Source organism: Pseudomonas sp. MWU13-2517 (assembly GCF_023242545.1).
Taxonomy (GTDB): Bacteria; Pseudomonadota; Gammaproteobacteria; order Pseudomonadales; family Pseudomonadaceae; genus Aquipseudomonas.
The window spans coordinates 80,818-105,429 of sequence record NZ_JALMFA010000015.1 but is presented as its reverse complement, the minus strand read 5'-3'; the positions used below and the strand labels follow the sequence as shown (position 1 = coordinate 105,429).

The following is a 24,612-nucleotide window of genomic DNA, read 5'->3' as shown; positions in this document are numbered from 1 at the left end:
ATATGAGAATTCCCGCTATTTTTAACCCGATTAAAATTGCAATCCATAAAATCAGCCCGCCAAAAGTTGAGATGCCTGTTTCTGGTATTGCAGGTAAGTACATACCTGCTCCCCGGGTGAACTTGCCCGGCGTTGCGCCTGATCCGAATCGAACGCTGGCCAATCAGAACTTCAAGAAAATCGTGTTGGATATGAAGAATCCTGGCATCGCTGGCGTAAAGCTTCCGTCACATTCACACCCCGCTCCAAAGACGATGGGCGATGTTGTACAAAACATGATCACGGCTGATCGCTTGGTCAAGGCCGGTGTATTCAAGACCGGGCCAGACTTGAAGACAGTAACGCGAGACGCTTTTGTCAATGCAGCGGTCAATGGCTTGGTGAGTACGCCCCTGAGCATTGGCACCTACGCAGGTTCGGTTTGGAGCGGTGAACAAATCAAGGGCGCGTTCTCTGCGAACACGCCCTTTTTGCCGCCTGCGCACCAGCCAGCGCTCAGTCAACAGTCGAAAGAGCTGGCCGGCCAGGTAAGCGGGGCGCCGAAGCCTGTGGTGGACGATCTTGAGTTGCGCCTGGAAAACGCCGAATTGAAACTGTTATTGACGGCTAACACGATCCAGTCATTTGCCGAAGGAAGTAAGGGGCTTGCACTGGATAAGTCGGAAAACTGGCCAACTGAGCCGGGTGCGCGTCTTGAACATATGGAGAAGTTATATGACGCTGCCGAAAAATCCTTGGTGGCGCTGGCTGAGAATAACGAATTCATCTTCAAACCTTATAAGCGTCAACTGCCTGCGTCTGAAACATCCATAACCTCGCGCCTTGATGTACTGGATAAAAGAAACGAGGCGATCCAGAAAATGATCGTTCGCATAATTAATGTATTGCAGGCAGAGGCACCTCATGCGCCTGCGCAGGTTGTGTAATAACTGGGGTTTGCTGGGTCGTTGTTCCGGCACGTATTAAAGGACGATAAATCGCAAGTTTGGAGTGCCGGCGGACTGTGCAGGCATTGGACTTAAAGAGGGAGGGGGCGGCGGCTCGCCGGGGCGAGCGCCGTATGCCGTTAAAAGAGTGCCATTTGCCTAATGTCAGTCAGTTAAGAAGGAAAAAGGCTAAAAAGTAACCTGTGGCGAGAGAGCTTGCTCCCGTTGGACTGCGCAGCAGTCCCATGCTTTGTAAACAAAGAGCGGGGCCGCTTCGCGGCCCAACGGGAGCAAGCTCCCTCGCCACACATACAGCGTTCACCCTTAACTGACTGGCATTAGCCATTTGCCCCTCCCTGCGCTAACCTGCCGCGATGTTTTACGAGGTCGACTATGCACATTCATATTCTTGGTATCTGCGGCACATTCATGGGTTCGATGGCGGTTCTGGCCAAAGAGCTGGGCCATCATGTCACCGGCTCCGATGCCAACGTCTACCCACCCATGAGCACGCAACTCGAGGCCCAGGGCATCGAGCTGACCCAAGGCTATGACCCGTCGCAATTCGACCCGGTGCCCGACCTGGTGGTGATCGGCAATGCCATGACCCGTGGCAACCCGGCGGTCGAGTATGTGCTCAATAAAGGCTTGCCTTATGTCTCCGGCCCGCAGTGGCTGGCGGACCATGTGTTGCAGGGCCGCTGGGTGCTGGCGGTTGCCGGCACTCACGGCAAGACCACCACCAGCAGCATGCTGGCCTGGGTGCTGGAGCATGCGGGCATGAGCCCGGGCTTCCTGATCGGTGGGGTACCGCAGAATTTTTCGGTATCGGCACGCCTTGGCGACACGCCATTCTTCGTCATTGAGGCGGATGAATACGACAGTGCGTTTTTCGATAAGCGTTCCAAGTTCGTCCATTACCGCCCGCGCACGGCCATATTGAACAACCTTGAGTTCGATCACGCGGATATCTTCCCCGACCTGGCGGCGATCGAGCGGCAATTCCATCACTTGGTGCGTACCATCCCGAGTGAAGGCCTGGTCATCCACCCCACGACGGAGCCCGCCTTGCAGCGTGTGATCGAGATGGGCTGCTGGACGCCGGTGCAGACCACCGGCGCCGGCGGGCAGTGGCAGGTCAAACTGCTGAGCGAAGATGGCTCCCGATTTGAAGTACTGTTTGAAGGTGAGTCCCAAGGCATCGTCGATTGGGGCATGACCGGCCAGCACAACGTTGCCAATGCCTTGGTCACGCTGGCGGCGGCACGGCACGTGGGTGTGGTGCCCTCCATGGGAATCGCCGCGTTGAGTGCTTTCAAGAGCGTCAAGCGCCGTATGGAAAAGGTCGCCGAGGTGAACGGGGTCACTATCTACGACGACTTCGCCCACCACCCGACGGCGATTGCCACCACTTTGGATGGCCTGCGCAAACGCGTTGGCGACGCGCCGATCATCGCCATTGTCGAGCCGCGCTCCAACTCCATGAAGCTCGGTGCACACCGTGATGGCTTGCCGGAAAGCGTCAACGACGCCGATCAAGTGGTCTGGTATGCGCCGGCCAACCTTGGGTGGGATCTGCCGGCTATCGCCGCGCTGTGCACCGTGCCGTCGAAGGTGTGCGACTCGATCGAGGGCATCATCGAACACGTCAAGCAGTTGGTCACGCCTGGCACCCATGTCGTGGTGATGAGCAACGGCGGTTTTGGCGGCCTGCACGGCAAATTGGCCGAGGCGCTGAAATGAGCGGCCCCGAGCGCGTTACTCTGGCGATGACCGGCGCTTCCGGCGCGCCCTATGGGCTGCGCCTGCTCGACTGCCTGGTACGTGAAGACCGTGAGGTGCATTTCCTGATCTCCAAGGCCGCGCAGTTGGTGATGGCGACCGAGACCGATGTCGCGCTGCCGGCCAAGGTGCAGACAATGCAGGCGTTCCTCACCGAATACACCGGTGCGGCCGCCGGGCAGATCAAGGTGTACGGTAAAGAGGACTGGATGTCTCCGGTAGCCTCTGGCTCCGGCGCGCCGGCAGCCATGGTGGTGGTGCCATGTTCCACCGGTACGCTGTCGGCGATTGCGACGGGGGCGTGTAACAACCTGATCGAGCGGGCGGCTGATGTGACGCTGAAGGAGCGTCGCCAGTTGATCCTGGTGCCGCGCGAAGCGCCGTATTCGAGCATTCACTTGGAGCACATGCTGAAGTTGTCGAACATGGGCGTGACCATCTTGCCAGCATCGCCGGGCTTCTATCATCAGCCGCAAACCATCGATGACCTGGTGGATTTCGTGGTGGCGCGCATTCTCAACCTGCTGAATATTCCCCAGGACATGCTGCCTCGTTGGGGTGAACACCATTTGAGCAGTGATGAATAAGGCGCTGCTGGTGCTGCTGGCGCTGCAGCTGACGGGCTGCGCTACCGCACGTACGCTGGATGCGGCGCAACCGGGGGCGCCGGTGGTGTATGCCGGCACGCGGTTGGACCTGTATGCAATGAACGGCGGCTGCTGCGCCAAGGACAGGTTTGGCGCCGAGGCGCCGACTTATCCTGGCGTGGATCTGCCGGCGAGCGCGGTCCTGGATACGTTGTTGTTACCGCTGTCGGTGTTGACGGTGCTGGGCGTCGGGTTCAACGCAACAGGTGGTCTCTAGGCTGGGGCTTCAGGGCAACACAGGGCAATGCGGGAGGGAGCACGTCCCTTCGTCATTTGAACCTTAGCCAGGGCTTTTGATTGAGTTACTTGCCGAGCTTGCGCAGCTCATCCGACTCCACCACCCGCACCCCATCCTGCTCTTCCAGCGCCAGGCGCCACATGGCGCGGGCCAGTTCACAGACTTCGATGCCGCGATATTTGCCTGGGATCAATCGCGACAACGGCCCGGCCAACTGTTCGGCCAGTCGCGGCTCCAGGCGCTCCCCCAGCAACAGCGAGGGCCGCACGATGGTCAATTGCGGCCAGTCTTGCGCCTTCAATGCCTGCTCCATTTCTCCTTTGACCCGGTTATAGAAAATCGAGGATTTCGGGTCGGCGCCAATGGCGCTGATCACGATCAAATGGCGCGCGCCCATTTCCCGTGCGCGTTTGGCAAAGGCCACCACCATATCCAGGTCAACGGCGCGAAAGGCAGCTTCCGAGCCCGCTTGCTTGATGGTGGTGCCCAGGCAGCAGAAGGCGATATCCACCTGGCCGCTCAGTTGCGGCAGGAACACGGCGGGGTCACCCACCGGGTTCTCCAGGCGCGGGTGTTCAGCCAGGGGTTTGCGGCTCGGCGCCAGTACGCGGGTCACCGTGGGTTCGTTGAGCAAGCGGTCGAGCAGGTGCTCGCCGGTCAGCCCGGAAGCCCCGGCCAACAGGATATGTTGAGGTGTCAGGTACATGGTGTTTCCCCCTTGTTACACGTTACAGCTTAGTTGCCTTTGGCTTCCTTGCTATTCATTGAGACGCTTTCGAGCGCCTTTCGTGCCTGCTGTTTACGTAAGAGTTGCCAATGGGCGACCACGCCTTTGGGGGCCCATATCTGTGGTTCCGAGGCTTCGAAGTTGTCGGCTTGTTCGCGCTCGGACACGTGCAGTTGTGCCAGCTTGAACGCTTGCTGTAAATCGTCTGTCTGGTTGAAAGCCTGTGCGAAAAGGGCATCGCCAAAGTAGGTGAAATCTGCTTCCTCGGAGCAGCCGAAGGACACGCGATCAGCGCGGGAAGCGGTCATGATCAAGGTGCGTTCATCCTTGAGTGCCGGGATGAAGCCACCGGAGTAGCAGGCGGAGATCACGACGATCTTGTCACGGTTTTTCAGCGGTTCGAGCACGGCGGCCAACTCGTCGGCGGGCAGGTCGGCCAGTTCCATGCGCGGCTGGTCCAGCACGAACTCGTGCTCGTGGGTGCCGTGGCTGGTCATGTAAATAAACACCAGGTCTTCCGGCCCGGTGCGCTCGGCCAGGGTTTGCACGGCGCGGCGCAGGCTCTCGCGAGTGGCCAGCGGGCGGTCGGTGATATGGTCGCGGTGGTTGACCAGGCGAATCTGGCCCCGTGCACCGAAGCGGCTGGCGAGCATGTTGCTGACGTAGTCGGCTTCACGCAGGAACACGCTTTGCTTGCCGTCGCCGGCTATGGCCAATGTATAGAGCTCGACGGCGGGCGTGGAGGGCGGCACCGCCGCGAGGGCCGCATCGAGCAAACGGCCCTGGGCCAGCACGCCGATTTCCAACGGGTCGGGCAGCAGCTTGCCGTCAGCATCGCGTACGCGCATGCCGTTGACCCAGGTGCCGGCCTGTACGGTGCCGTCGGTGAGCACGAGGGTACCTTTGCCTTGATAGTTGTCGCTATCGAAACCGCCGATATAGAAGCTGCCATCGGTAAGGTTCAGGCGACCCTCGCCGGTAAAGCGCCATTCGCTGAACTGGCCCACGTAGTGACTGCCGTCGACGCCGATCAGCTCGCCCTTGCCGCTGAGGGCGCCTTCCTTGAACTGGCCGATCCACACGTCGCCGTCGGCGTTTTCATAGCGGCCTTTGCCGTTGAGCTGGTTCTGCTTGAACTGGCCGATGTAGATATCGCCGTCGGCGCTGTTGAAGGTGCCATTACCCTCGAGCTGACCATCGACGAAGTGGCCGCTGAACTGGTTGCCGCTGTCGTCGTTGCGCTGGCCTTCGCCATTGGGTTTGCCGTGGGCGAACTGGCCCTGGTACTGGCTGCCGTCGGCGAGTTCCAGACGACCGAGGCCGGAGTACTGGTCGTTCAGGAACTCGCCGCGATAGGTCATCTGCCCTTCTTTGAGGGTGCCCTCGCCGTTGCGCCGACCGTTTTTGAAACCGCCGACGTAGCTGCTGCCCGGGGTGGTCAGGCTGCCCTGGCCGTCGAACAAGCCCTGCTTGAACTCGCCTTTATAGACCTCGCCGTTGCTGCCATGCCATTCGCCCTGGCCGTGCCACTGGCCCTTGTCGAAATGCCCGGCGTACCAACTGCCGTTGGGGTAGTCCACACGGCCCTGGCCTTGCAACAGGCCGTTGACCACATCGCCACGATAGCGGCCGCCATCAGGCAGGCGCGCATCGGGCGGCAACAGCGATTCGCCGTCTCCGCAAGCGGTGAGCAACAGGGCAAGGGCAAGGGGAGCGAGTGGGCGCATAGCGGGATCCGGATAATTGAGCGCCGAGTATGCCGCAGCTGCGAGATTCATACATAAATTTACATACACTGTGGCAAGGTTTATCGCCTCACCACAGGCTCGGCCTTACACGAAGCAGAGTGACAACGACTCGGCAATGTAAGCGGGCTTTTCCTGGCCTTCGATTTCCAGGGTGGCGGTGGCTTTAAATAGCCATTGGCCAGGTTTTTTCTCGTGGACGTCGGTGAGGGTAACGTTCAGACGCACGTTGGAGTTCACTTTCACCGGCTGGATGAAGCGCACGCTGTCCAGGCCATAGTTGACCGCCATCTTCAGGCCCTCGGGCATGATCAGGATGTCTTCCATCAGCTTGGGCATCAGCGACAACGACAGGAACCCGTGGGCGATGGTGCTGCCGAACGGCGTCTGGGCGGCCTTGACCGGATCAACGTGGATGAACTGATGATCGCCGGTGGCTTCGGCGAACAGGTTGATACGCGCCTGGTCGATGGTGAGCCATTCGGAACGTCCCAGTTCCTTGCCGACATAATCTTTGAGCTGCGCTACAGGTACATAGGGCATTGCGACTCTCCTTGGTTCATCGGTTTTATAGGTCTGCGAGATCCATGGTAGATCATCATGGGCAATCAGCCCGGTCAACCCACCATGCCTTTGGCGAATGCCGGAGCATAGGGCGGGCATGCTTATAATGCGCACGGGCTTTGAGGGGGGAGAGAGCGGATGCTGTTACGTGGCCTGACCTGGCTGGTGCTATTTCAATTGATCGGTACGGCGATCAACCATTTGCTATTGCCGGTGCTGCCGGGACCGATCATTGGCTTGTTGCTGATGCTGGGGTTCCTGATCTGGCGCGGTGAAGTCGGCGAGCCCCTGAGCCTGGCGGCCGGCAGCCTGCTGCGTTACTTGCCGCTGCTGCTGGTACCGCCGGCGGTGGGCGTGATGGTATACGCCAAGGACATTGCCGCCGACTTCTGGGCCATTGTCGGCGCGCTGGTGGTGTCGTTGGTGATTGCCATGGGCTTTGTCGGCGTGCTGATGCAGCAGTTGGTCAAGCGCAAGGAGAAGGACCAATGACCCTCGACTGGCTGGGCGCGTGGACGGCGGTGATTCATCATCCGCTGTTCGGTATCGGTATCACCCTGGGCGCCTATCAACTGGTGTTGGCGGGTTTCGAGAAAACCCGCTGGATCTTCCTGCAACCTGTGCTCGTCTCCATGCTGCTGGTGGTCGCTGTGCTGCTCACCTGCGGCCTGAGCTACACCGAGTACCGCAAGAGCACCGAGATCATGGGCATCCTGCTCGGCCCCGCGACCGTTGCTCTGGCCGTGCCGCTTTATCTGAACTTGCGACGGATTCGCCAATTGTTCTGGCCGATTTTTACTACGCTGGTGATAGGCGGGGTGTTGGCCACCGGCTTGTGTGTATGGCTGGGCTGGTGGTTTGGTGCCGAGCACATGATGCTGATGACCATGGCTCCCAAGTCGGTGACTTCGCCGATCGCCATGCTGGTGGCCGAGCAGATCGGCGGCGTGGCCGCATTGGCGGCGGTGTTTGTGCTGATCACCGGGGTGGTCGGCGCGATGATCGGCCCGGCGTATCTTTCGGCCCTGGGCGTACACAGCCCTGAAGCGCGCGGCATGGCGCTGGGCATGACCGCCCACGCGGTGGGCACTTCGGTGGCCTTGCAGGAAAGCGAAGAGTGCGGCGCCTTTGCAGCGCTGGCCATGAGTCTGATGGGCGTGGCCACGGCAGTGTTCCTGCCGTTGGCCGTGTCGGTAATTGTTTAAACCAGGGTTAAGGAAACCTTTATGAGTCTGGCGCTGTTCCCGCTCAATACCGTGCTGTTCCCTGGCTGTACCCTCGATCTGCAGCTGTTCGAGGCGCGCTACCTGGACATGATCAGCCGCTGCATGAAAAAGGGCGAAAGCTTCGGTGTGGTGTGCATCCTCGACGGTAAGGAGGTGGGCCTGGCTCCCGACGGTTACGCGTTGATCGGCTGTGAAGCGTTGATCCGTGACTTCAAGCAGCAGGACAACGGCCTGCTGGGCATTCGTGTCGAAGGCGGGCGGCGTTTTCGCGTGCGGGATGCCGGTGTGCAGAAGGACCAGTTGCTGGTGGCCGACGTGCAATGGTTGGAAGAACTGCCGGACCAGGCGCTGGAAGAAGAGGACGCAGACCTGCTGGCGCTGTTGTATGCCTTGGCCGAACACCCGATGGTCGCTTCGCTGGACATGGGCACCCACGCCGACGGCCAGCAGGCCCTGGGCAATCAACTGGCCTACCTGCTGCCGTTCACCGAGGCGGATAAGGTCGACCTGCTGCAACTCGACGATCCGCAACAACGCCTGGATGCCATCCAGATGTTGCTCGACGAGTTGCAGGGCGAACTTTTCGCTCAGTAGGCGTAACGCAGCAGGGCGTTAGAGGTACCGGTAAACGCGATGACACTCAGTACCGCCACGATGGCCGGCAACAGCAACCACCAGGTTTTTTGCGGCATGGGTGGCAGCGGGCTGCGGTATTGGCTGGCGGTCAGGCTGAAGGCACAAACACTCATCGCCAGCAGCGTGCCGGCCAGAATGTCCGTTGGCCAATGAGCGCCCAGGTAAACCCGTGACAGAGCAATGAAAGCGGCGGGAATGCAGCCCAGCAGCAGCCAGGTCATGCGCAGGCGTGTGGGTTGGCCGCGACCGGCCAGCACGGCGAGGGCCAGGAAGAACGCAAATGAACCTGAGGCGTGCCCGCTGGGCATGCTGAAACTGGTCAGCGGGTCGGTCAGGATTTCCGGGCGGCCACGGGCGAAAAACAACTTGGTGCCGGTGTTGATCACCGCTGCCCCCGCCAATGTAACGCCGACAAATATGGCATGGCGCCATTGCCGCGCCAGTAGCAGCAAGGCGGTGAACACCGCGCTGGCAAAGAACATCTTCTTGAACTCACCCAGTTGGGTGACCATCACCATGGCCTCGTCCAGCCACGGGCTGCGGTGCTCCTGCACCAGTGCACTCAAGCCCTGATCGAATGCGGCGAGGTGCGGGTAGCCGATAAACAGTGCGACCAACAGCGTCAGGCTGGCGCAGCCTATCCAGAGGGTGGCACGGCGATGGCCGCGCAGGCTGCAATTCAAGCTCACCCCCAGCAATACCGCGAGGCAGGCTGCGACAACCCCGGCCTGCGGCCAGAAACCTTCAGGCAGCGGCAGGCGGAACGCTGCGCCGGTCGCCCAGCCCGGCAACAGGTAAACCACCGACCAGCCCGCCGCCGCCACAATGCTCACGGCGGCGAACCGTGGGAAGGGCATGTCGCACATACCGGCCACCATGGGCAGCATGGGGCGCAATGGACCAATGAAACGTCCTACCAGCAGGCTGGCAATGCCGTACTTATGGAAGTAGGTTTCTGCACCGTTCATCCATTCCGGATGGTGACGCAGGCCGGGCAGGCGCCGAATATTCTGATGGAAGTGTCGCCCCAGATAGTAGGAAACCCCGTCACCCAATAAGCCGCCGAGGAAGCCCAGCAGGAGGGTTTCACTCAAGGACAGTGCGCCGCTGCCGGCCAGCGCGGCAATCGCAAACAGCAACACGGTGCCCGGTACGATCAGCCCGGCAATGGCCAGGCACTCCACGCAGGCGACGATAAATACCGCCACTGCCAGCCATTCGGGGTTCAGGGTCAGCCAGCCGGTAATGCTATCGAGCCATTGGCTCATAAATCCTCACCCTCTCTCATGCTAATGCGTAATCAGCACCACTAAAATTCAAACTGTGGGTTTCCCTGTGTTGCGGCGACCGTGCTCACAACAAAAAATAATCGCGGCCTTCGACCTGGCCTCGGCGCAAGGGGTTCCGCGTGCAATAAGGCGCGTAGTCGGCATCGACAAAGCGGTACATCAGGTGTTCATCGCGTCCGCTGGGGATACCCAGGCGGGTGGTCTGGATGATGCGCGTCGGCGTCTGGCCTACGTCTTCCACATAGAGCGACGCGTGGTCGAAACGTTTGGCATCCCACATCGGCACTTTCAGGCCCAAGGCTTTGCACAGCAGGGTCTGGCCGGCGCACAGCTTCTGCGATGGGCGCGGGTTGCCGTTGGCGTCCGGATTGTTCATGAGCATCTGCGCCAGACTCGCCGGGCCGGACACGTCGTCTACCCACGGATAGGCGGACTTGATCAGTACGGCATTGCCCGGGCCCTTGGCGCTGAAGTTGAGCGAGTCGCCACCACGGGCGTAGTACATATAGATATGGCCACCATCCAGAAACAAAGCCTTACGCTTTTCTGTGTAGCCGAGTGACGCGTGGCTGCCCTTTTCGGCCACGTAATAGGCTTCGGTTTCAATAATTCGCGCTGAAAGCCAGAGATCGCCGACGCGATGACGTATGACTTTTCCGAGTAAATCTCGTGCAAGCAGTTGCGCGTCGCGGTCGAAGAAGCCATCGGGCAGGGCACTTGAGGGGCGTTCAGGTAAAAAAATAGACATGGCAGTAAGAGGTTGATACGGCTAAATGTGACGGAATCATAACAACTCCTGCCTTAATTACCGCTGAACCCCAGATTTTTACAGTTCATTTCGACCATCCGCCCCTCACCGCTGTCAGTCGGGCGGCGTCACAGCTATAATCTGCCGCTTTCCTCCCTGCCAAGACTCCCTGACCATGACTGAGTCCGTTCTTGACTACATGACCCGCCTGGGTCGCGCTGCCCGTCAGGCCTCGCGATTGATCGCCCGTGCGAGCACCGCGCAGAAGAATCGCGCCCTGTTGGCCGCCGCCGATGCTCTGGATGCCTCGCGCTCCGAGCTTGCCGTCGCCAACGAGCTGGACCTGGCCAACGGCCGCGCCAATGGCCTGGAGCCGGCCCTGCTGGACCGCCTGGCGCTGACCCCGGCGCGTATCGACGACATGATCGAAGGCCTGCGTCAGGTGGCCAAGCTGCCTGACCCCATCGGTGAAATCCGCGATATGCGTTACCTGCCGTCCGGCATCCAGGTGGGCAAGATGCGTGTGCCATTGGGCGTGATCGGCATCATTTATGAGTCGCGCCCGAACGTGACCATCGACGCCGCGAGCCTGTGCCTCAAGTCCGGCAATGCCACCATCCTGCGTGGCGGTTCCGAGGCAATCAATTCCAACCGCGCCATCGCCGCTTGCATTCAGCAAGGCCTGGCAGTGGCCGAGTTGCCGGCCGAAGTGGTGCAAGTGGTGGAAACCACCGACCGCGCTGCCGTTGGTGCGCTGATCACCATGCCGGAATTCGTCGACGTGATCGTGCCGCGCGGTGGCAAGAGCCTGATCGAGCGTGTCAGCCGTGATGCCAAGGTGCCGGTGATCAAGCACCTGGACGGCGTGTGCCACGTTTATATCGACATCGCTGCCGATATCGACAAGGCCATCCGCATTGCCGACAACGCCAAGACTCATCGCTACGCGCCGTGCAACACCATGGAAACCCTGCTCGTACACGCAGGCATTGCCGAGCGTGTGTTGCCACCGCTGGCGGCCATCTACCGCGACAAGGGCGTGGAACTGCGCGGTTGCGAACGCACCCGTGCGCTGCTGGGCGCGGACGTGATCGAAGCCACCGAGCTGGACTGGTACACCGAATACACTGCGCCGATCCTGTCGATCAAGCTGGTCGACGACCTGGACGAGGCCATCGAACACATCAACACCTACGGCTCCAAGCACACCGACGCCATTGTTTCCGAGCATTTCAGCGATGCCCGGCGTTTCCTCAACGAAGTGGATTCCGCTTCAGTGATGATCAACGCCTCGACGCGTTTTGCCGACGGTTTCGAGTATGGCCTGGGGGCGGAGATCGGTATTTCCACCGACAAGCTCCATGCACGCGGCCCGGTCGGGCTGGAAGGCTTGACCAGTGAGAAGTACGTGGTGTTTGGTGACGGTCATGTGCGCACTTGATGGCTAAACGCATCGGGCTGCTCGGCGGCACCTTCGACCCCGTGCACATCGGCCATTTGCGCAGTGCCCTGGAAGTGGCGGATGCCCTCGCGCTGGATGAGCTGCGCATGATGCCCAACGCACGGCCGCCTCATCGCGATACGCCGCAGGTGTCACCGCAGCAGCGCCTGGAAATGGTGCGCCTGGCGGTGGATGGCATTGCGCCTCTGGTGATGGACGACCGCGAGCTCAAGCGCGATAAACCGTCCTACACTGTGGACACTCTGGAGTTGATGCGCGCCGAGTTGGCCGCAGATGACCAGTTGTTTCTGCTTTTGGGCTGGGACGCATTTTGCGGCCTGCCCTCTTGGCATCGCTGGGAGGAACTCCTCCAGCATTGCCACATCCTGGTTTTGCAACGCCCGGATGCCGACAGCGAACCGCCGGATGCCTTGCGCAACCTGCTGGCCGCGCGGTCGGTAAGTGACCCCTCGGCCCTGACCGGGCCGAACGGGAATATTGCATTCGTCTGGCAGACCCCGCTTGCGGTGTCCGCCACCCAGATCCGTCAACTGCTGGCCAGCGGGAAGTCGGTACGTTTCCTGGTGCCTGACGCGGTCCTGGCCTACATCGATGCGCACGGGCTTTACCGTGCGTCGAACTGAAAAGGCGCGCTTGAACGTACGAACAGTCGTGCAGCAAGCGCCCGAACATACGAGCAAAACGAGTTTTATATGACGAACAAAGACGTAAGCAAAGTTAAGCGCAAAGGCACCTTCAAGAGCGCCCCGCTGCCGGAAGAGGCCCAGGTAGGCCCGATTCCTGAAGGCGAAGCGCTGGTAGCGCTGGCCGTGGCCGCCCTGGAAGACGTGAAAGCCCAGGATATCCAGGTGCTGGACGTACGCGACAAGCAAAGCATCACCGACTTCATGATCATCGCCACCGGTACTTCCAACCGCCAGATCGGCGCGATGCTGGACAAGGTACGCGAAGCCGTCAAAGCCCAGGGCGTGAAGCCGCTGGGTGAAGAAGGCAAGGGCGACAGTGACTGGGTGCTGGCTGACCTGGACACCGTGATCGTGCACATGATGACCAGCAACGCCCGCCAGTTCTACGACCTGGAGCGTCTGTGGAAAGGTGCCGAGCAAAGCCGCGCCGTCGATGGCAAGCACCACAGCCCGGAAGTGGGCCACGCACACTTCGACAAGCTCAACAAAGACCAGGAATAAGGAACGGCTGTGCGCCTGCGTCTGATCGCTGTCGGTTCACGCATGCCCAAGTGGGTGGAAGAAGGCTGGCACGAGTATGCCAAGCGTCTGCCTGCTGAGCTGTCGCTGGAACTGGTGGAAATACCGCTCAACACCCGGGGCAAAAATGCCGACGTGGCTCGCTTTATCCGTCAGGAAGGCGAAGCCATGTTGGCCAAGGTCGGCCCCAACGAGCGCATCGTCACCCTCGAAGTGCACGGCAAACCCTGGAGCACCGAGCAGTTGGCGGTGGAGCTGGATCGCTGGCGCCTGGACTCGCGCACCGTCAACTTCATGGTCGGCGGTCCCGAAGGGCTGGCTCCGGAAGTCTGTGCGCGGGCCGATCAGCGCTGGTCGCTGTCGGCGTTGACGTTGCCGCACCCGTTGGTAAGGATTCTGATCGGTGAACAGCTGTATCGCGCCTGGACAGTTCTGTCCGGGCACCCTTACCACAAATAATCTGCGCCCCTCCCGATGACTCAGCCGATCCGCATCAAGGACCACGAGAAAGACGCACGTCTGGTACGCGCGCGAGTGGTGTTTGGTGCGATTCTGGTGGTGACCCTGCTGGGTGTGCTGATCGCGCGCCTGTATTTCCTGCAGGTGATCCAGTACGACTATCACTCCACGTTGTCGGAGAACAACCGGGTGCATGTGCAGCCGATCCCGCCGACCCGTGGCCTGATTTTCGACCGTAATGGCGTGGTGGTGGCAGATAACCGGCCCAGCTTCAGCCTGAGCATGACCCGCGAACGTTCCGGCGACTGGCAGCAAATCCTCGATGTGATCGTCGAGGTGCTGCAACTGACGCCGGAAGACCGGGTGATTTTCGAGAAGCGCATGAAACAGGGGCGCCGACCATTCGAACCGGTGCCGATCCTGTTTGAGCTGACCGAAGAGCAGATCGCACGGATCGCGGTGAACCAGTTCCGCCTGCCCGGTGTGGAAGTGGTGGCGCAGTTGGTGCGGCATTACCCGCAAGGGCCGCACTTTGCCCACTCCGTCGGCTATATGGGACGGATCAACGAGAAAGAGCTGAAAACCCTCGACCCGGTCAATTACAGCGGCACTCACCATATCGGCAAAACCGGCATCGAGCGTTTCTACGAGCCTGAGTTGCACGGCCAGGTGGGTTACGAGGAAGTCGAGACCAACGCCCGAGGCCGCGTGCTGCGTGTGCTCAAGCGTACCGATCCGGTGCCGGGCAAAGACATTGTGTTGAGCCTGGATATCAAGCTGCAGGAAGCGGCAGAGATGGCGCTGGGTGGCCGTCGTGGCGCCGTGGTCGCGCTGGACCCGAAGACTGGCGAAGTACTGGCGATGGTCAGTCAGCCAAGCTTTGACCCCAACCTGTTTGTTACCGGTATCAGCTTCAAAGCCTACGCCGAGTTGCGGGACTCCATCGACCGGCCGCTGTTCAACCGCGTGCTCCGCGGCCTGTATCCGCCGGGTTCGACGATCAAGCCGGCAGTGGCGATTGCCGGCCTGGACGCCGGTGTGGTGACGGCGTCTAGCCGTGTGTACGACCCCGGCTACTACATGCTGCCCAACTACGATCACAAATACCGTAACTGGAACCGCACCGGGGACGGCTATGTCGATTTGGACACTGCGATCATGCGTTCCAACGACACTTATTTTTACGACCTGGCCCACAAGCTGGGGATCGATCGCTTGTCCGCCTACATGAGCAAGTTCGGCCTTGGCCAGAAAGTCTCCCTGGACATGTTCGAAGAGTCTCCCGGCCTGATGCCGTCGCGGGAATGGAAGCGGGCGACCCGTCGCCAGGCCTGGTTCCCGGGCGAAACCCTGATCCTCGGCATCGGCCAGGGTTATATGCAGGCTACGCCATTGCAACTGGCCCAGGCTACGGCGCTGGTGGCCAACAAAGGCATCTGGAACCGCCCGCACCTGGCCAGGACCATCGAAGGCGAAAAGCCAGTGGATGAAAACCCGATCCCCGATATCGTGCTGCGCGACCCCTCCGACTGGACCAAGGTCAACCACGGCATGCAGCAGGTGATGCACGGCGCCCGCGGTACCGCGCGCAAGGCGGCAGTAGGCTCGCAATACCGCATCGCCGGCAAAAGCGGTACGGCCCAGGTGGTGGCAATCAAGCAGGGCGAGAAATACGACCGCACCAAGGTCCAGGAACGCCACCGTGACCACGCGTTGTTTGTCGGTTTCGCCCCGGCGGACGACCCGAAAATCGTGGTGGCCGTGATGGTCGAAAACGGTGAGTCCGGCTCCGGCGTTGCCGCGCCTGTGGTGCGCCAAGTGATGGACGCCTGGTTGTTGGCCGACGATGGCAGGCTCAAGCCCGAATATGGTGGCCCCCCTTCAAGTCCCGAGGTTACGGCCCGTGAAGAGTAATTTTGACCGCATCCTCTCCAGTGAAGATGTGATGCGTCGCCGTGCGACGTTGCTGCAGCGCATGCACATCGATGGGCCTTTGTTGATCCTGCTGCTGACCCTGGCGGCCGGCAGCCTGTTCGTGCTGTATTCGGCCAGCGGCAAGAACTGGGATTTGCTGATCAAACAAGCGTCCTCATTCGGCCTGGGCCTGTTGTCGATGGTGGTGATTGCCCAACTGGAGCCTCGCTTCATGGCGCGTTGGGTGCCGCTGGGCTACGTGGCCGGTGTGTTGCTGCTGGTGGTGGTGGATGTGATGGGGCACAACGCCATGGGGGCGACCCGCTGGATCAACGTTCCGGGGGTGATTCGCTTCCAGCCGTCGGAATTCATGAAGATCCTGATGCCGGCGACCATCGCCTGGTATCTGTCCAAGCGCACCTTGCCGCCGCAGCTCAAGCATGTGGGCATCAGTCTGATCCTGATCGGCGTACCGTTTATCCTGATCGTGCGCCAGCCTGACCTGGGCACCTCGCTGCTGATTCTCGCGGGCGGTGCGTTCGTGCTGTTCATGGGTGGGCTGCGCTGGCGCTGGATTCTCAGCGTACTGGCCGCCGCCATCCCAGTGGCCGTGGCCATGTGGTTCTTCTTTATGCACGACTACCAGAAGCAGCGGATCCTGACGTTCCTCGATCCGGAGAGCGACCCGTTGGGCACTGGCTGGAACATTATCCAGTCCAAGGCGGCCATTGGCTCAGGTGGAGTATTTGGCAAGGGTTGGTTACTGGGCACCCAGTCGCACCTGGACTTTTTGCCGGAAAGCCATACCGACTTCATTATTGCGGTGATGGGCGAAGAGTTCGGCCTGGTGGGCATTTGCGCGCTGTTGCTGATCTATTTGCTGTTGATCGGTCGCGGGCTGGTGATTACCGCCCAGGCGCAGACGCTGTTCGGCAAGTTGCTGGCCGGCAGCCTGACCATGACTTTTTTTGTTTACGTTTTTGTCAACATCGGTATGGTCAGTGGCCTGCTGCCGGTGGTTGGGGTGCCGTTGCCATTCATTAGCTACGGCGGAACTTCGCTGGTGACATTGCTGTCAGCGTTTGGGGTTTTGATGTCGATTCACACGCATCGCAAGTGGATCGCACAGGTTTGAATAAGGTGAAGATGTCAATGCAAGTAATGCGCGGCTGGGCGACTCGGCACGCGTCCTGGATGGGCCTGATTGGGCTGCTGGGCGCGACGCAGGAGGCGCTGGCCGGTGACTACGATGGTTCACCCCAGGTCGCCGAATTTGTCGGTGAAATGACCCGCGACTACGGTTTCGCCGGCGAACAGCTGATGGGCGTGTTTCGCGAGGCCCAGCGCAAGCAGGCGATCCTCGACGCGATCTCGCGCCCCGCCGAACGCGTGAAGCAGTGGAAGGAATATCGTCCCATGTTCCTCACCGATGCCCGCGTGGCTCGTGGTGTGGACTTCTGGCGTCAGCATGAGGCCGTGCTGGCCCGTGCCGAGCAGGAATACGGTGTGCCGGCTCAAGTCATCGTTGCGATCATCGGCATTGAAACCTTTTACGGGCGCAATACCGGCAGTTACCGGGTGATCGATGCCTTGTCGACCCTGGGCTTCGATTACCCGCCACGCGCCGAGTTCTTCCGTAAGGAATTGCGCGAATTCCTGTTGCTGGCTCGCGAAGAACAGGTCGACCCGTTGACCCTCAAGGGCTCCTACGCCGGTGCAATGGGGTTGCCGCAGTTCATGCCGAGCAGCTTCCGTGCGTATGCGGTGGATTTCGACGGCGACGGTCACATCAATATCTGGAGCAACCCCGACGACGCGATCGGCAGCGTGGCCAGCTACTTCAAGCGCCATGGCTGGGTGGCCGGCGAGCCGGTGGTGGTGCGCGCCGATGTGACCGGCGATCGCGCCGACGAAGGCCTGACCCAGGGCATCGAGCCCGCCAAGACGGTCGGGGAGTTGCGGGCGCTGGGCTGGTCGGGTCAGAATGCGCCACGCGATGATATGCCGGTGACGGCGTTCCGCCTGGAAGGCGAAAATGGCCCGGAATACTGGATGGGCCTGAAGAATTTCTACGCAATCACGCGTTATAACCGCAGTGTGATGTACGCCATGGCCGTGCATCAGCTGTCAGACATGCTGGTCCAAGCACGGGGCAACAAGTAATGCGGGTACCGCCGTTCAATAAACCGCTCAAGCTGGTGGCGTTCGCCGCGTTGTCATTGCTGGTTGTCAGTTGCTCATCCACGACCAGTCGCGCTCCGGCGCAGAAGGGTGGTGCTATCGTCCGCGCCCAGCCGGGCCTGGACATCAACCGCGCGCACAAAGACGGCGCGCCGTGGTGGGACGTCGACGTTTCGAAGATCCCGGACGCCACGCCAACCCTGCACACCGGCCCGTACAAGGCCAACCCCTATACCGTGCTGGGTAAAAACTACTTCCCGTTGCAGGACTCCAAGACCTACTCGCAAACCGGTACGGCGTCCTGGTACGGCACCAAGTTCCACGGTCAGAACACGGCCAATGGCGAAGTCTATGACCTGTACGGCATGAGCGCGGCCCATAAGACCTTGCCGCTGCCCAGCTATGTGCGGGTGACCAACCTGGACAACAACCGTACGGTGATCCTGCGGGTCAATGACCGTGGGCCATTCTATTCCGACCGGATCATCGACCTGTCCTACGCTGCCGCGAAAAAACTCGGTTACGCCGAAACCGGCACGGCGCGGGTGAAAGTCGAAGGTATCGACCCGGCGCAGTACTGGGCCCAGCGTGGCAAGCCGGCGCCGTTGATGCTCAACGAACCGCAGACGCCACAGCCGCAGGTGACTGCCTCGGCCGGCAAGATCGAACAGTGGACGCCGCCGCCGGCGCAGCACGCACCGGATACCGTGGTCGTACCGCATGCGGCGCCCGGCGCTTCGATGGCGGGCGGGCAGTACCTGCAAGTGGGCGCTTTCGCCAACCCGGATGCGGCGGAACTGCTAAGGTCGAAACTCAGCGGTATGGTCAGGGCGCCGGTTTTCATCAGCTCCATTGTGCGTAACCAGCAGACACTGCACCGTGTGCGCATGGGCCCGATCGGCTCGCCGAGCGAGGTTGCGCAAGTACAGAACAGCGTGCGTCTGGCCAACCTGGGGCAACCCAGCGTGGTCACCGCAGAATAAAAGTAAGGGATTGATGGCTTGGGTCCGCGCGCGGGTTTGAGCCCTGGTTGTTTGGCTCGTTGAACAATAAAACCCCGGGGGCAAAGGGGGAGCGGGCAACCGAACACGCGACAGCCTGGAAGCGGGCTGTCTGAATAGTTTTGCCCGCGAGGGCAAGTTTTTATAAGCAATTTCGAGAGACGGATGAACATCACCACCTTAGCCAAACGCACGTGCCTGCTTCTTTCGCTGATCATCACCCCGGCCGCCTGGGCGGTTGAGATGGTGCCGGCTTCCCCGCAACTGGCCGCCAAGGCCTGGGTCCTCATGGATGCCGCCAGCGGCAACGTGCTGGTCGAGAACAACGGTGACCAGCGCCTGCCACCGGCCAGCCTGACCAAGCTGATGACGGCTTACATCGCGACCCTGGAAATCCGTCGCGGCCAGATCGGCGAGAACGACCCGGTTACCGTCAGCGAAAACGCCTGGCGTACCGGCGGTTCGCGGATGTTCATCAAGGTTGGCTCGCAGGTGACCGTGAGTGACCTGTTGCACGGCATCATCATCCAGTCCGGCAACGACGCCAGCGTCGCCCTGTCCGAGCACATCGCCGGCAGCGAAGACGCATTCGCCGACCTGATGAACAAGACCGCCGGCGATCTGGGCATGACCAACAGCCACTTCATGAACCCGACCGGTCTGCCGAATCCGGAGCACTATTCGTCGGCTCATGACATGGCAGTGCTGGCTCGCGCCATCATCCGTGTCGACCCGGTTCACTACGCGATCTACTCCCAGAAAGAATTCTTCTGGAACAACATCAAGCAGCCTAACCGCAACCTGTTGCTGTGGCGTGACAAGACCGTTGATGGTCTGAAAACCGGCCACACCGAAGAAGCCGGCTACTGCATGGTGTCGTCCGCTGTGCGTGATGGCCAGCGCCTGATCGCCGTGGTCTTCGGCACCAACAGCGAGCAGGCCCGTGCGGCCGAGACGCAAAAACTGCTGACTTACGGCTTCCGTTTCTTCGAGACCCAGACCTTCTACAAGAAGGGTGCCGAGCTGGCGACTGCGCCGGTGTGGAAAGGCGCAACCTCGCAGGTCAAGGCCGGGCTGGCTGAAGACCTGACCCTGACCATGCCTAAAGGCCAGCTGAAAAAGCTCGCTGCCAGCATGACCATGAACCCGCATCTGGTTGCGCCAATCGCCAAGGGCGACGTGATCGGTAAGGTCGAAGTGAAGCTGGACGATAAAGTGGTGCACAGCGCCGACTTGATCGCGCTGGATGGCGTCGACGAAGGTGGTATCTTCCGCCGCGTGTGGGATAGCATCCGTCTATTCTTCTACAGCTTGTTCAACTGATAGTGTGCACCTGCAAGGCCCCGTGTTGATCCGACACGGGGCCTTGCCCGTCGCCACGGCTTACGCTTACGAGGCCGTTACGCCATGACCGATAAAGAAGTAAAGGCGCCAAAGATCGAATTCCCAGTGACTGATTATCCAGTCAAAGTGATCAGCGATACCGGTGTAGGCAATAAAGACAAAATTCTCGAGATCGTGCGCAAACACGCGACGATCAACGACAACCGGGTGGACGAGCGTTCGAGCACCAACGGTAAGTACACCACGATCCAATTGCACATCGTTGCGACGGATCAGGACCAGCTCTACAACATCAACAGCGAACTGCGGGCCACCGGCTTCGTACACATGGTGCTGTGATGCCGCAGGTCCTGGGCTTTCGCGAGCTCGGCCGGATGGACTACGAGCCCGTCTGGCATGCCATGCAGCGCTTCACCAACGAGCGCGGCACCTCGGCTCCCGACGAAGTCTGGCTGGTGGAACACCCGCCGGTGTTCACCCAGGGCCAGGCCGGCAAGGCCGAACATCTGCTGCTGCCGGGTGATATTCCGGTGGTGCAGGTCGACCGAGGTGGCCAAGTGACTTACCATGGGCCTGGTCAACTGGTGGCTTACCTGTTGCTGGATGTACGCAAGCTGGGTTTCGGCGTGCGCGATCTGGTCACCCGCATGGAGGCTTGCCTGATCGAGCTGCTCGCCAGCTACGGCGTGACTGCCGCGGCCAAGCCCGATGCGCCCGGAGTGTACGTGGCGGGCGCGAAAATCGCCTCCCTGGGGTTGCGTATCCGTCATGGGTGTTCCTTTCATGGCTTGGCCCTGAACGTGGACATGGACCTGGCGCCGTTTCGCCGGATCAACCCGTGCGGTTACGCCGGGCTGGCCATGACCCAATTGAGCGAGCATGCCACACCGATTAAATTTGCCGAGGTAAGTGCCCGGCTGCGTGCGCAGCTCGTCAAACACCTCGACTATGCTGAGCAGACGACCCTTACGGGCGGAATCGACTGATTATGACTACTGATGCAGTGCAAACCATGATCCCGACGGTGGACGTTACCGAACGTCCGGCCCCGGCCCCGCGTGCCAAGGTGGAAGCCGGCGTCAAGCTGCGCGGCGCCGAGAAGGTTGCACGCATCCCGGTGAAGATCATTCCGACCACCGAACTGCCGAAGAAGCCTGACTGGATTCGCGTACGCATCCCGGTTTCGCCGGAAGTCGACCGTATCAAGTCCCTGCTGCGCAAACACAAGCTGCACAGCGTGTGCGAAGAGGCCTCCTGCCCGAACCTGGGCGAGTGCTTCTCCGGCGGCACCGCCACCTTCATGATCATGGGTGACATCTGCACCCGTCGTTGCCCGTTCTGCGACGTCGGTCATGGCCGGCCGAAGCCATTGGACGTCAACGAGCCGGAAAGCCTGGCCATCGCCATCGCCGACCTGCGCCTCAAGTACGTGGTAATCACCTCGGTAGACCGTGACGACTTGCGCGACGGCGGTGCCCAGCACTTTGCCGACTGCATTCGTGAAATCCGCAAGCTGTCGCCGAATGTGATGCTTGAAACCCTGGTGCCCGACTACCGTGGGCGTATGGACGTAGCGCTGGAAATCACCGCTGCCGAGCCGCCGGATGTGTTCAACCACAACCTGGAAACCGTGCCACGCCTGTACAAGGCCGCACGTCCAGGTTCGGATTACCAGTGGTCGCTGACACTGCTGCAGAAATTCAAGCAGATGATGCCGCACATTCCGACCAAATCCGGCCTGATGCTGGGCTTGGGCGAGACTGACGAAGAAGTGATCGAAGTCATGAAGCGCATGCGCGAGCACGACATCGACATGCTGACCCTGGGCCAGTACCTGCAACCGTCGCGCAGCCATTTGCCGGTACAGCGTTTCGTGCACCCGGACACCTTCGCCTGGTTCGCCGAGGAAGGCTACAAGATGGGCTTCAAGAACGTGGCTTCCGGCCCGCTGGTACGTTCCTCGTACCATGCTGATGAGCAGGCCAAACTGGTCAAGGCGAGCCTGGTTTCGTAATACAGATCTGCGTTACATAGCGGATTCGATGTGGGAGGGGGCTTGCCCTCGGTTGCGGGTTGTCAGTCGATGCAGGTGCTGGCTGATCAACGCTATCGGGAACAGGCGTCCTCCCACATTTCGTTCAGCGTTCTATAGGGGATCAATGGATGGCCACTCAACACGCAGCCGCCGTACCTGCATTACGTGCCGAAGGCGTCATTGGCCTGATCGCTCCTGCCGGGCCTGCCGCGCTGGACGTGGCAAAAGCCGAGCAATGGGTGCGTGCCCGCGGCTATAGCCTGCGGATTTTTCCTGGTGTGTATGAGCGCGAGGGCTACCTGGCCGGCAGTGATGAGGTGCGCCTCAATGACCTGCACGCAGCCTTCGCCGACCCTGAAATCGATGCCATCCTCTGCCTGCGCGGTGGCTATGGCACGCCACGGCTGTTGGATCGCCTGGACTTCGACCTGCTGCGCGCCAATCCGAAGCCTTTCGTCGGCTACAGTGACATCACCGCTGTGCACTTGGCGATCAATCGCTACGCGGGTTTTGTGACGTTCCATGGTCCGCTGTTCAATGCCGACTTGCTGGGTGAGAAGCAGCAGCCTACCGAGTCGTCATTGTTCAAAATGCTGCGGGGCCAGCTGAGCGCCGGCAGCGTGCTGGCACACCCGGTGGCCTACCCGTTGACCACGATCTCGCCTGGCATTGCCTGTGGGCGCTTGTTGGGCGGTAACCTGTCGATGATTGCGGCCGTGATGGGCACTGCTTTCGAAATTGATGCGAAAGGCATCATCCTGCTGATCGAAGACGTCAACGAACCCATCTATCGAATCGACCGACTGCTGACCCATTTGCGCCTGGCGGGCAAGTTGGCGCAAATCGCCGGTGTGCTGGTGGGGGATGTCGCGGGGGTGGATCCAGCGGCGTTGGAGCGGCTGCTAAAGCAGACCTTCGAGCCGCTGTGCATTCCGGTGTTGTCCGGCTGGCGCAGTGGGCATTGCGATCCGAACCTGACCCTGCCGATGGGCGCATGGGTGCGGTTGGATGCGGGGGAGCAGCGGCTGGTGCTGGAGCAGGATGTGGTGTTTAAGCCCTGAGTTTGATGGCGTCTGCCGAACCACTGTCGGGAGCAGGCCCCCTCCCACGCTGGAAAGGGCTTGCTCTGCGCTACGATAGCCTTCAAAGCCGATTCACCGGCTCTGCAATGACTCCAGCAACTTAACTGTCGGATACCCATCCGCCGGCCAGCCCAATGATTGCTGCGCCGCCCGAATCGCCTTGCGCGTATTCGCGCCGATAATCCCATCGGCATTGCCCGCGTCATAACCCTTGGCGCTGAGCACGGTCTGCAGGTCAATACGCTGGGAGCGGCTCAGCGGCAGCTCATCCTTCGGCCAGTTTCCGCGGATCACACCCGCGCCGGTAAACCGCTGCGACAACAGGCCCACCGCCAACGCGTAGGACGAAGAGTTGTTGTACTTGAGGATCGCCCGGAAGTTATCCAGCACCAGGAATGCCGGGCCTCGGTAACCGGCCGGCAGTAGCAGGGCGGCGGAGAGTTGGTCGACATTGGGCGGCATGCTGCTGCCGGCCGGTAGCTGGATTCCCAGCCTCATCCATTCGGCGACGGTCTTGCGGATACCGCCATCGGCCAGGGCGTAGTCGAAGTTGGCTGGTAATTGCTGTACTTCAAAGCCCCACGGCTGGCCGCGCTGCCAGCCGGAGCTTTGCAGGTAATGCGCGGTGGAGGCGAGGGCGTCGGCCGGGCTGTTCCAGATGTCGCGGCGACCGTCGCCGTCGAAGTCGACCGCGTGGGTGTTGTAGGTGGTCGGGATGAACTGGGTCTGGCCCATGGCGCCGGCCCAGGAGCCTTTCATCTGGTCGGCGGCGATATCGCCATGCTGGATGATTTGCAGCGCCGCCAGCAGTTGGGCCTGGGCGAACGCCGGGCGGCGGCCTTCGTAGGCCAGGGTCGCCAGGGAGCGAATCACCGAATTGTTGCCTTGGAACTGGCCGAAGTTGCTTTCCATACCCCATACGGAGACCAGCGCTTGGCGATCAACGCCATAACGCTCCTCGATGCGTTGCAGGATGTCGGCGTATTTGATCAGCAAGGCCTGGCCGTTGCGCACACGCAGCGGCGACAGTGCGCCGTCGAGGTATTCCCACACTGGGCGGGAAAATTCCGGCTGGCTACGGTCAGCGCGGATTACCGCCATATCGGGAGTGACCCCGGCAAAGGCGTTATCGAACACAGCTGGCGTGATACCGGCCTTCAGTGCTTCAGCGCGAAACCCGGCCATCCACTCGGCAAAGGTTTGTGTCGGCTGGATATCGAGATTGTCCACCGCCAATGGGGCAACCACAGCGGGCGCTACGGCCGGCGCGGCTTGCAGTTTAGGCAGAGGCTGGGCATCTGCAGCGGTAGGTTTCTCCGCGCAGGCGACAAGCAGGATGAGGCTGGAGGCAGCGATCAATTGGCGAAGGTGCCAACGACGGGAAAGACTAGAGGGCATGCA

General features: G+C 60.9%; 26 protein-coding genes. 20 read left to right on the top strand and 6 right to left on the bottom strand.

Annotation, left to right across the window (positions count from 1 at the left end; genetic code table 11):
* The first annotated feature begins 2 nt into the window (after nt 1–2).
* From M5B97_RS21450 to M5B97_RS21435, 4 genes are all read left to right on the top strand, one after another.
* Complete coding sequence (locus M5B97_RS21450) at nt 3–926, top strand: hypothetical protein (protein ID WP_248732604.1); 924 nt, start codon at nt 3–5, stop codon at nt 924–926.
* Nucleotides 927–1,319: 393 nt separating this feature from the next.
* Nucleotides 1,320–2,669 carry a UDP-N-acetylmuramate:L-alanyl-gamma-D-glutamyl-meso-diaminopimelate ligase gene (gene mpl, locus M5B97_RS21445; RefSeq protein WP_248732603.1) on the top strand — a complete coding sequence of 450 codons (1,350 nt, stop codon included), beginning with the start codon at nt 1,320–1,322 and terminating at the stop codon, nt 2,667–2,669.
* Nucleotides 2,666–3,295 (top strand): flavin prenyltransferase UbiX, encoded by a 630-nt coding sequence (gene ubiX, locus M5B97_RS21440; protein WP_060754740.1) that lies wholly within the window; start codon nt 2,666–2,668, stop codon nt 3,293–3,295. The genes mpl and ubiX overlap by 4 nt, the downstream gene beginning before the upstream one ends.
* Entirely contained in the window at nt 3,288–3,572 is a 285-nt protein-coding gene (locus tag M5B97_RS21435; protein WP_123717403.1) for a YceK/YidQ family lipoprotein, read from the top strand. The genes ubiX and M5B97_RS21435 overlap by 8 nt, the downstream gene beginning before the upstream one ends.
* A gap of 85 nt (nt 3,573–3,657) precedes the next feature.
* Here M5B97_RS21435 and M5B97_RS21430 read toward each other — a convergent pair whose 3' ends face one another.
* The 3 genes from M5B97_RS21430 to M5B97_RS21420 form a co-directional block, all read right to left on the bottom strand.
* Nucleotides 3,658–4,299: an oxidoreductase gene (locus M5B97_RS21430; RefSeq protein ID WP_123717404.1), complete on the bottom strand. Its 642-nt coding sequence runs from the start codon at nt 4,297–4,299 to the stop codon at nt 3,658–3,660.
* Nucleotides 4,300–4,328: 29 nt separating this feature from the next.
* Entirely contained in the window at nt 4,329–6,047 is a 1,719-nt protein-coding gene (locus M5B97_RS21425; RefSeq protein ID WP_248732602.1) for a C13 family peptidase, read from the bottom strand.
* Nucleotides 6,048–6,152: 105 nt separating this feature from the next.
* Nucleotides 6,153–6,608 (bottom strand): MaoC family dehydratase, encoded by a 456-nt coding sequence (locus tag M5B97_RS21420; RefSeq protein ID WP_123717406.1) that lies wholly within the window; start codon nt 6,606–6,608, stop codon nt 6,153–6,155.
* Nucleotides 6,609–6,767: 159 nt separating this feature from the next.
* Between M5B97_RS21420 and M5B97_RS21415 the strand changes: the two genes are divergently transcribed.
* The 3 genes from M5B97_RS21415 to M5B97_RS21405 are packed head-to-tail and all read left to right on the top strand — an operon-like array spanning nt 6,768 to nt 8,449.
* Nucleotides 6,768–7,121 carry a CidA/LrgA family protein gene (locus M5B97_RS21415; protein WP_090365632.1) on the top strand — a complete coding sequence of 118 codons (354 nt, stop codon included), beginning with the start codon at nt 6,768–6,770 and terminating at the stop codon, nt 7,119–7,121.
* Nucleotides 7,118–7,834, top strand: coding sequence for an LrgB family protein (locus M5B97_RS21410; RefSeq protein WP_248732601.1), 717 nt, complete (start codon nt 7,118–7,120; stop codon nt 7,832–7,834). Before M5B97_RS21415 ends, M5B97_RS21410 begins: the two co-directional genes overlap by 4 nt.
* 21 nt (nt 7,835–7,855) lie before the next feature.
* Nucleotides 7,856–8,449: an LON peptidase substrate-binding domain-containing protein gene (locus M5B97_RS21405; RefSeq protein WP_123717408.1), complete on the top strand. Its 594-nt coding sequence runs from the start codon at nt 7,856–7,858 to the stop codon at nt 8,447–8,449.
* Here the strand turns inward: M5B97_RS21405 and M5B97_RS21400 are convergent.
* Together M5B97_RS21400 and M5B97_RS21395 are read right to left on the bottom strand one after the other, a co-directional pair.
* Nucleotides 8,443–9,759: a bifunctional DedA family/phosphatase PAP2 family protein gene (locus M5B97_RS21400; protein WP_248732600.1), complete on the bottom strand. Its 1,317-nt coding sequence runs from the start codon at nt 9,757–9,759 to the stop codon at nt 8,443–8,445. The genes M5B97_RS21405 and M5B97_RS21400 overlap by 7 nt on opposite strands.
* Nucleotides 9,760–9,844: 85 nt before the next feature.
* Nucleotides 9,845–10,528, bottom strand: a complete 684-nt coding sequence (locus tag M5B97_RS21395) for a DNA-3-methyladenine glycosylase (RefSeq protein ID WP_134660534.1) — start codon at nt 10,526–10,528, stop codon at nt 9,845–9,847.
* A 175-nt stretch (nt 10,529–10,703) separates the two neighbouring features.
* Here M5B97_RS21395 and M5B97_RS21390 point away from each other — a divergent pair, with 175 nt between their 5' ends.
* The 13 genes from M5B97_RS21390 (at nt 10,704) to M5B97_RS21330 (ending at nt 23,190) form a co-directional block, all read left to right on the top strand.
* Nucleotides 10,704–11,969, top strand: coding sequence for a glutamate-5-semialdehyde dehydrogenase (locus M5B97_RS21390; protein ID WP_248732599.1), 1,266 nt, complete (start codon nt 10,704–10,706; stop codon nt 11,967–11,969).
* Nucleotides 11,969–12,613, top strand: a complete 645-nt coding sequence (nadD, locus tag M5B97_RS21385) for a nicotinate-nucleotide adenylyltransferase (RefSeq protein ID WP_123717412.1) — start codon at nt 11,969–11,971, stop codon at nt 12,611–12,613. The genes M5B97_RS21390 and nadD overlap by 1 nt, the downstream gene beginning before the upstream one ends.
* A gap of 69 nt (nt 12,614–12,682) precedes the next feature.
* Nucleotides 12,683–13,177: a ribosome silencing factor gene (gene rsfS / locus M5B97_RS21380; RefSeq protein WP_248732598.1), complete on the top strand. Its 495-nt coding sequence runs from the start codon at nt 12,683–12,685 to the stop codon at nt 13,175–13,177.
* 9 nt (nt 13,178–13,186) lie between these two features.
* The gene (gene rlmH, locus M5B97_RS21375; RefSeq protein ID WP_003176297.1) at nt 13,187–13,654 is read left to right on the top strand and encodes a 23S rRNA (pseudouridine(1915)-N(3))-methyltransferase RlmH; all 468 of its coding nucleotides are present in this window, start codon (nt 13,187–13,189) and stop codon (nt 13,652–13,654) included.
* Between the two features lie 15 nt (nt 13,655–13,669).
* Nucleotides 13,670–15,568, top strand: coding sequence for a penicillin-binding protein 2 (gene mrdA / locus M5B97_RS21370; RefSeq protein WP_134660535.1), 1,899 nt, complete (start codon nt 13,670–13,672; stop codon nt 15,566–15,568).
* Nucleotides 15,569–15,599: 31 nt separating this feature from the next.
* A complete protein-coding gene (gene rodA / locus M5B97_RS21365) occupies nt 15,600–16,703 on the top strand; it encodes a rod shape-determining protein RodA (RefSeq protein ID WP_167659698.1) in 1,104 nt (367 codons plus the stop codon).
* 17 nt (nt 16,704–16,720) lie between these two features.
* On the top strand, nt 16,721–17,731 hold the full coding sequence (mltB, locus tag M5B97_RS21360) for a lytic murein transglycosylase B (RefSeq protein ID WP_123717416.1): 1,011 nt from the start codon (nt 16,721–16,723) through the stop codon (nt 17,729–17,731).
* Complete coding sequence (locus M5B97_RS21355) at nt 17,731–18,732, top strand: septal ring lytic transglycosylase RlpA family protein (protein WP_123717417.1); 1,002 nt, start codon at nt 17,731–17,733, stop codon at nt 18,730–18,732. Before mltB ends, M5B97_RS21355 begins: the two co-directional genes overlap by 1 nt.
* Nucleotides 18,733–18,915: 183 nt before the next feature.
* On the top strand, nt 18,916–20,073 hold the full coding sequence (locus M5B97_RS21350) for a D-alanyl-D-alanine carboxypeptidase family protein (RefSeq protein ID WP_134660537.1): 1,158 nt from the start codon (nt 18,916–18,918) through the stop codon (nt 20,071–20,073).
* An 84-nt stretch (nt 20,074–20,157) separates the two neighbouring features.
* Nucleotides 20,158–20,433: a DUF493 domain-containing protein gene (locus M5B97_RS21345; protein ID WP_090365645.1), complete on the top strand. Its 276-nt coding sequence runs from the start codon at nt 20,158–20,160 to the stop codon at nt 20,431–20,433.
* Nucleotides 20,433–21,080: a lipoyl(octanoyl) transferase LipB gene (lipB, locus tag M5B97_RS21340; RefSeq protein ID WP_248732597.1), complete on the top strand. Its 648-nt coding sequence runs from the start codon at nt 20,433–20,435 to the stop codon at nt 21,078–21,080. The genes M5B97_RS21345 and lipB overlap by 1 nt, the downstream gene beginning before the upstream one ends.
* A gap of 26 nt (nt 21,081–21,106) precedes the next feature.
* On the top strand, nt 21,107–22,108 hold the full coding sequence (lipA, locus tag M5B97_RS21335) for a lipoyl synthase (protein WP_161548486.1): 1,002 nt from the start codon (nt 21,107–21,109) through the stop codon (nt 22,106–22,108).
* A gap of 149 nt (nt 22,109–22,257) precedes the next feature.
* Nucleotides 22,258–23,190 carry an LD-carboxypeptidase gene (locus tag M5B97_RS21330; protein ID WP_248732596.1) on the top strand — a complete coding sequence of 311 codons (933 nt, stop codon included), beginning with the start codon at nt 22,258–22,260 and terminating at the stop codon, nt 23,188–23,190.
* Between the two features lie 93 nt (nt 23,191–23,283).
* Here M5B97_RS21330 and M5B97_RS21325 read toward each other — a convergent pair whose 3' ends face one another.
* Entirely contained in the window at nt 23,284–24,609 is a 1,326-nt protein-coding gene (locus M5B97_RS21325; protein WP_248732595.1) for a lytic murein transglycosylase, read from the bottom strand.
* Nucleotides 24,610–24,612 lie beyond the last annotated feature (3 nt).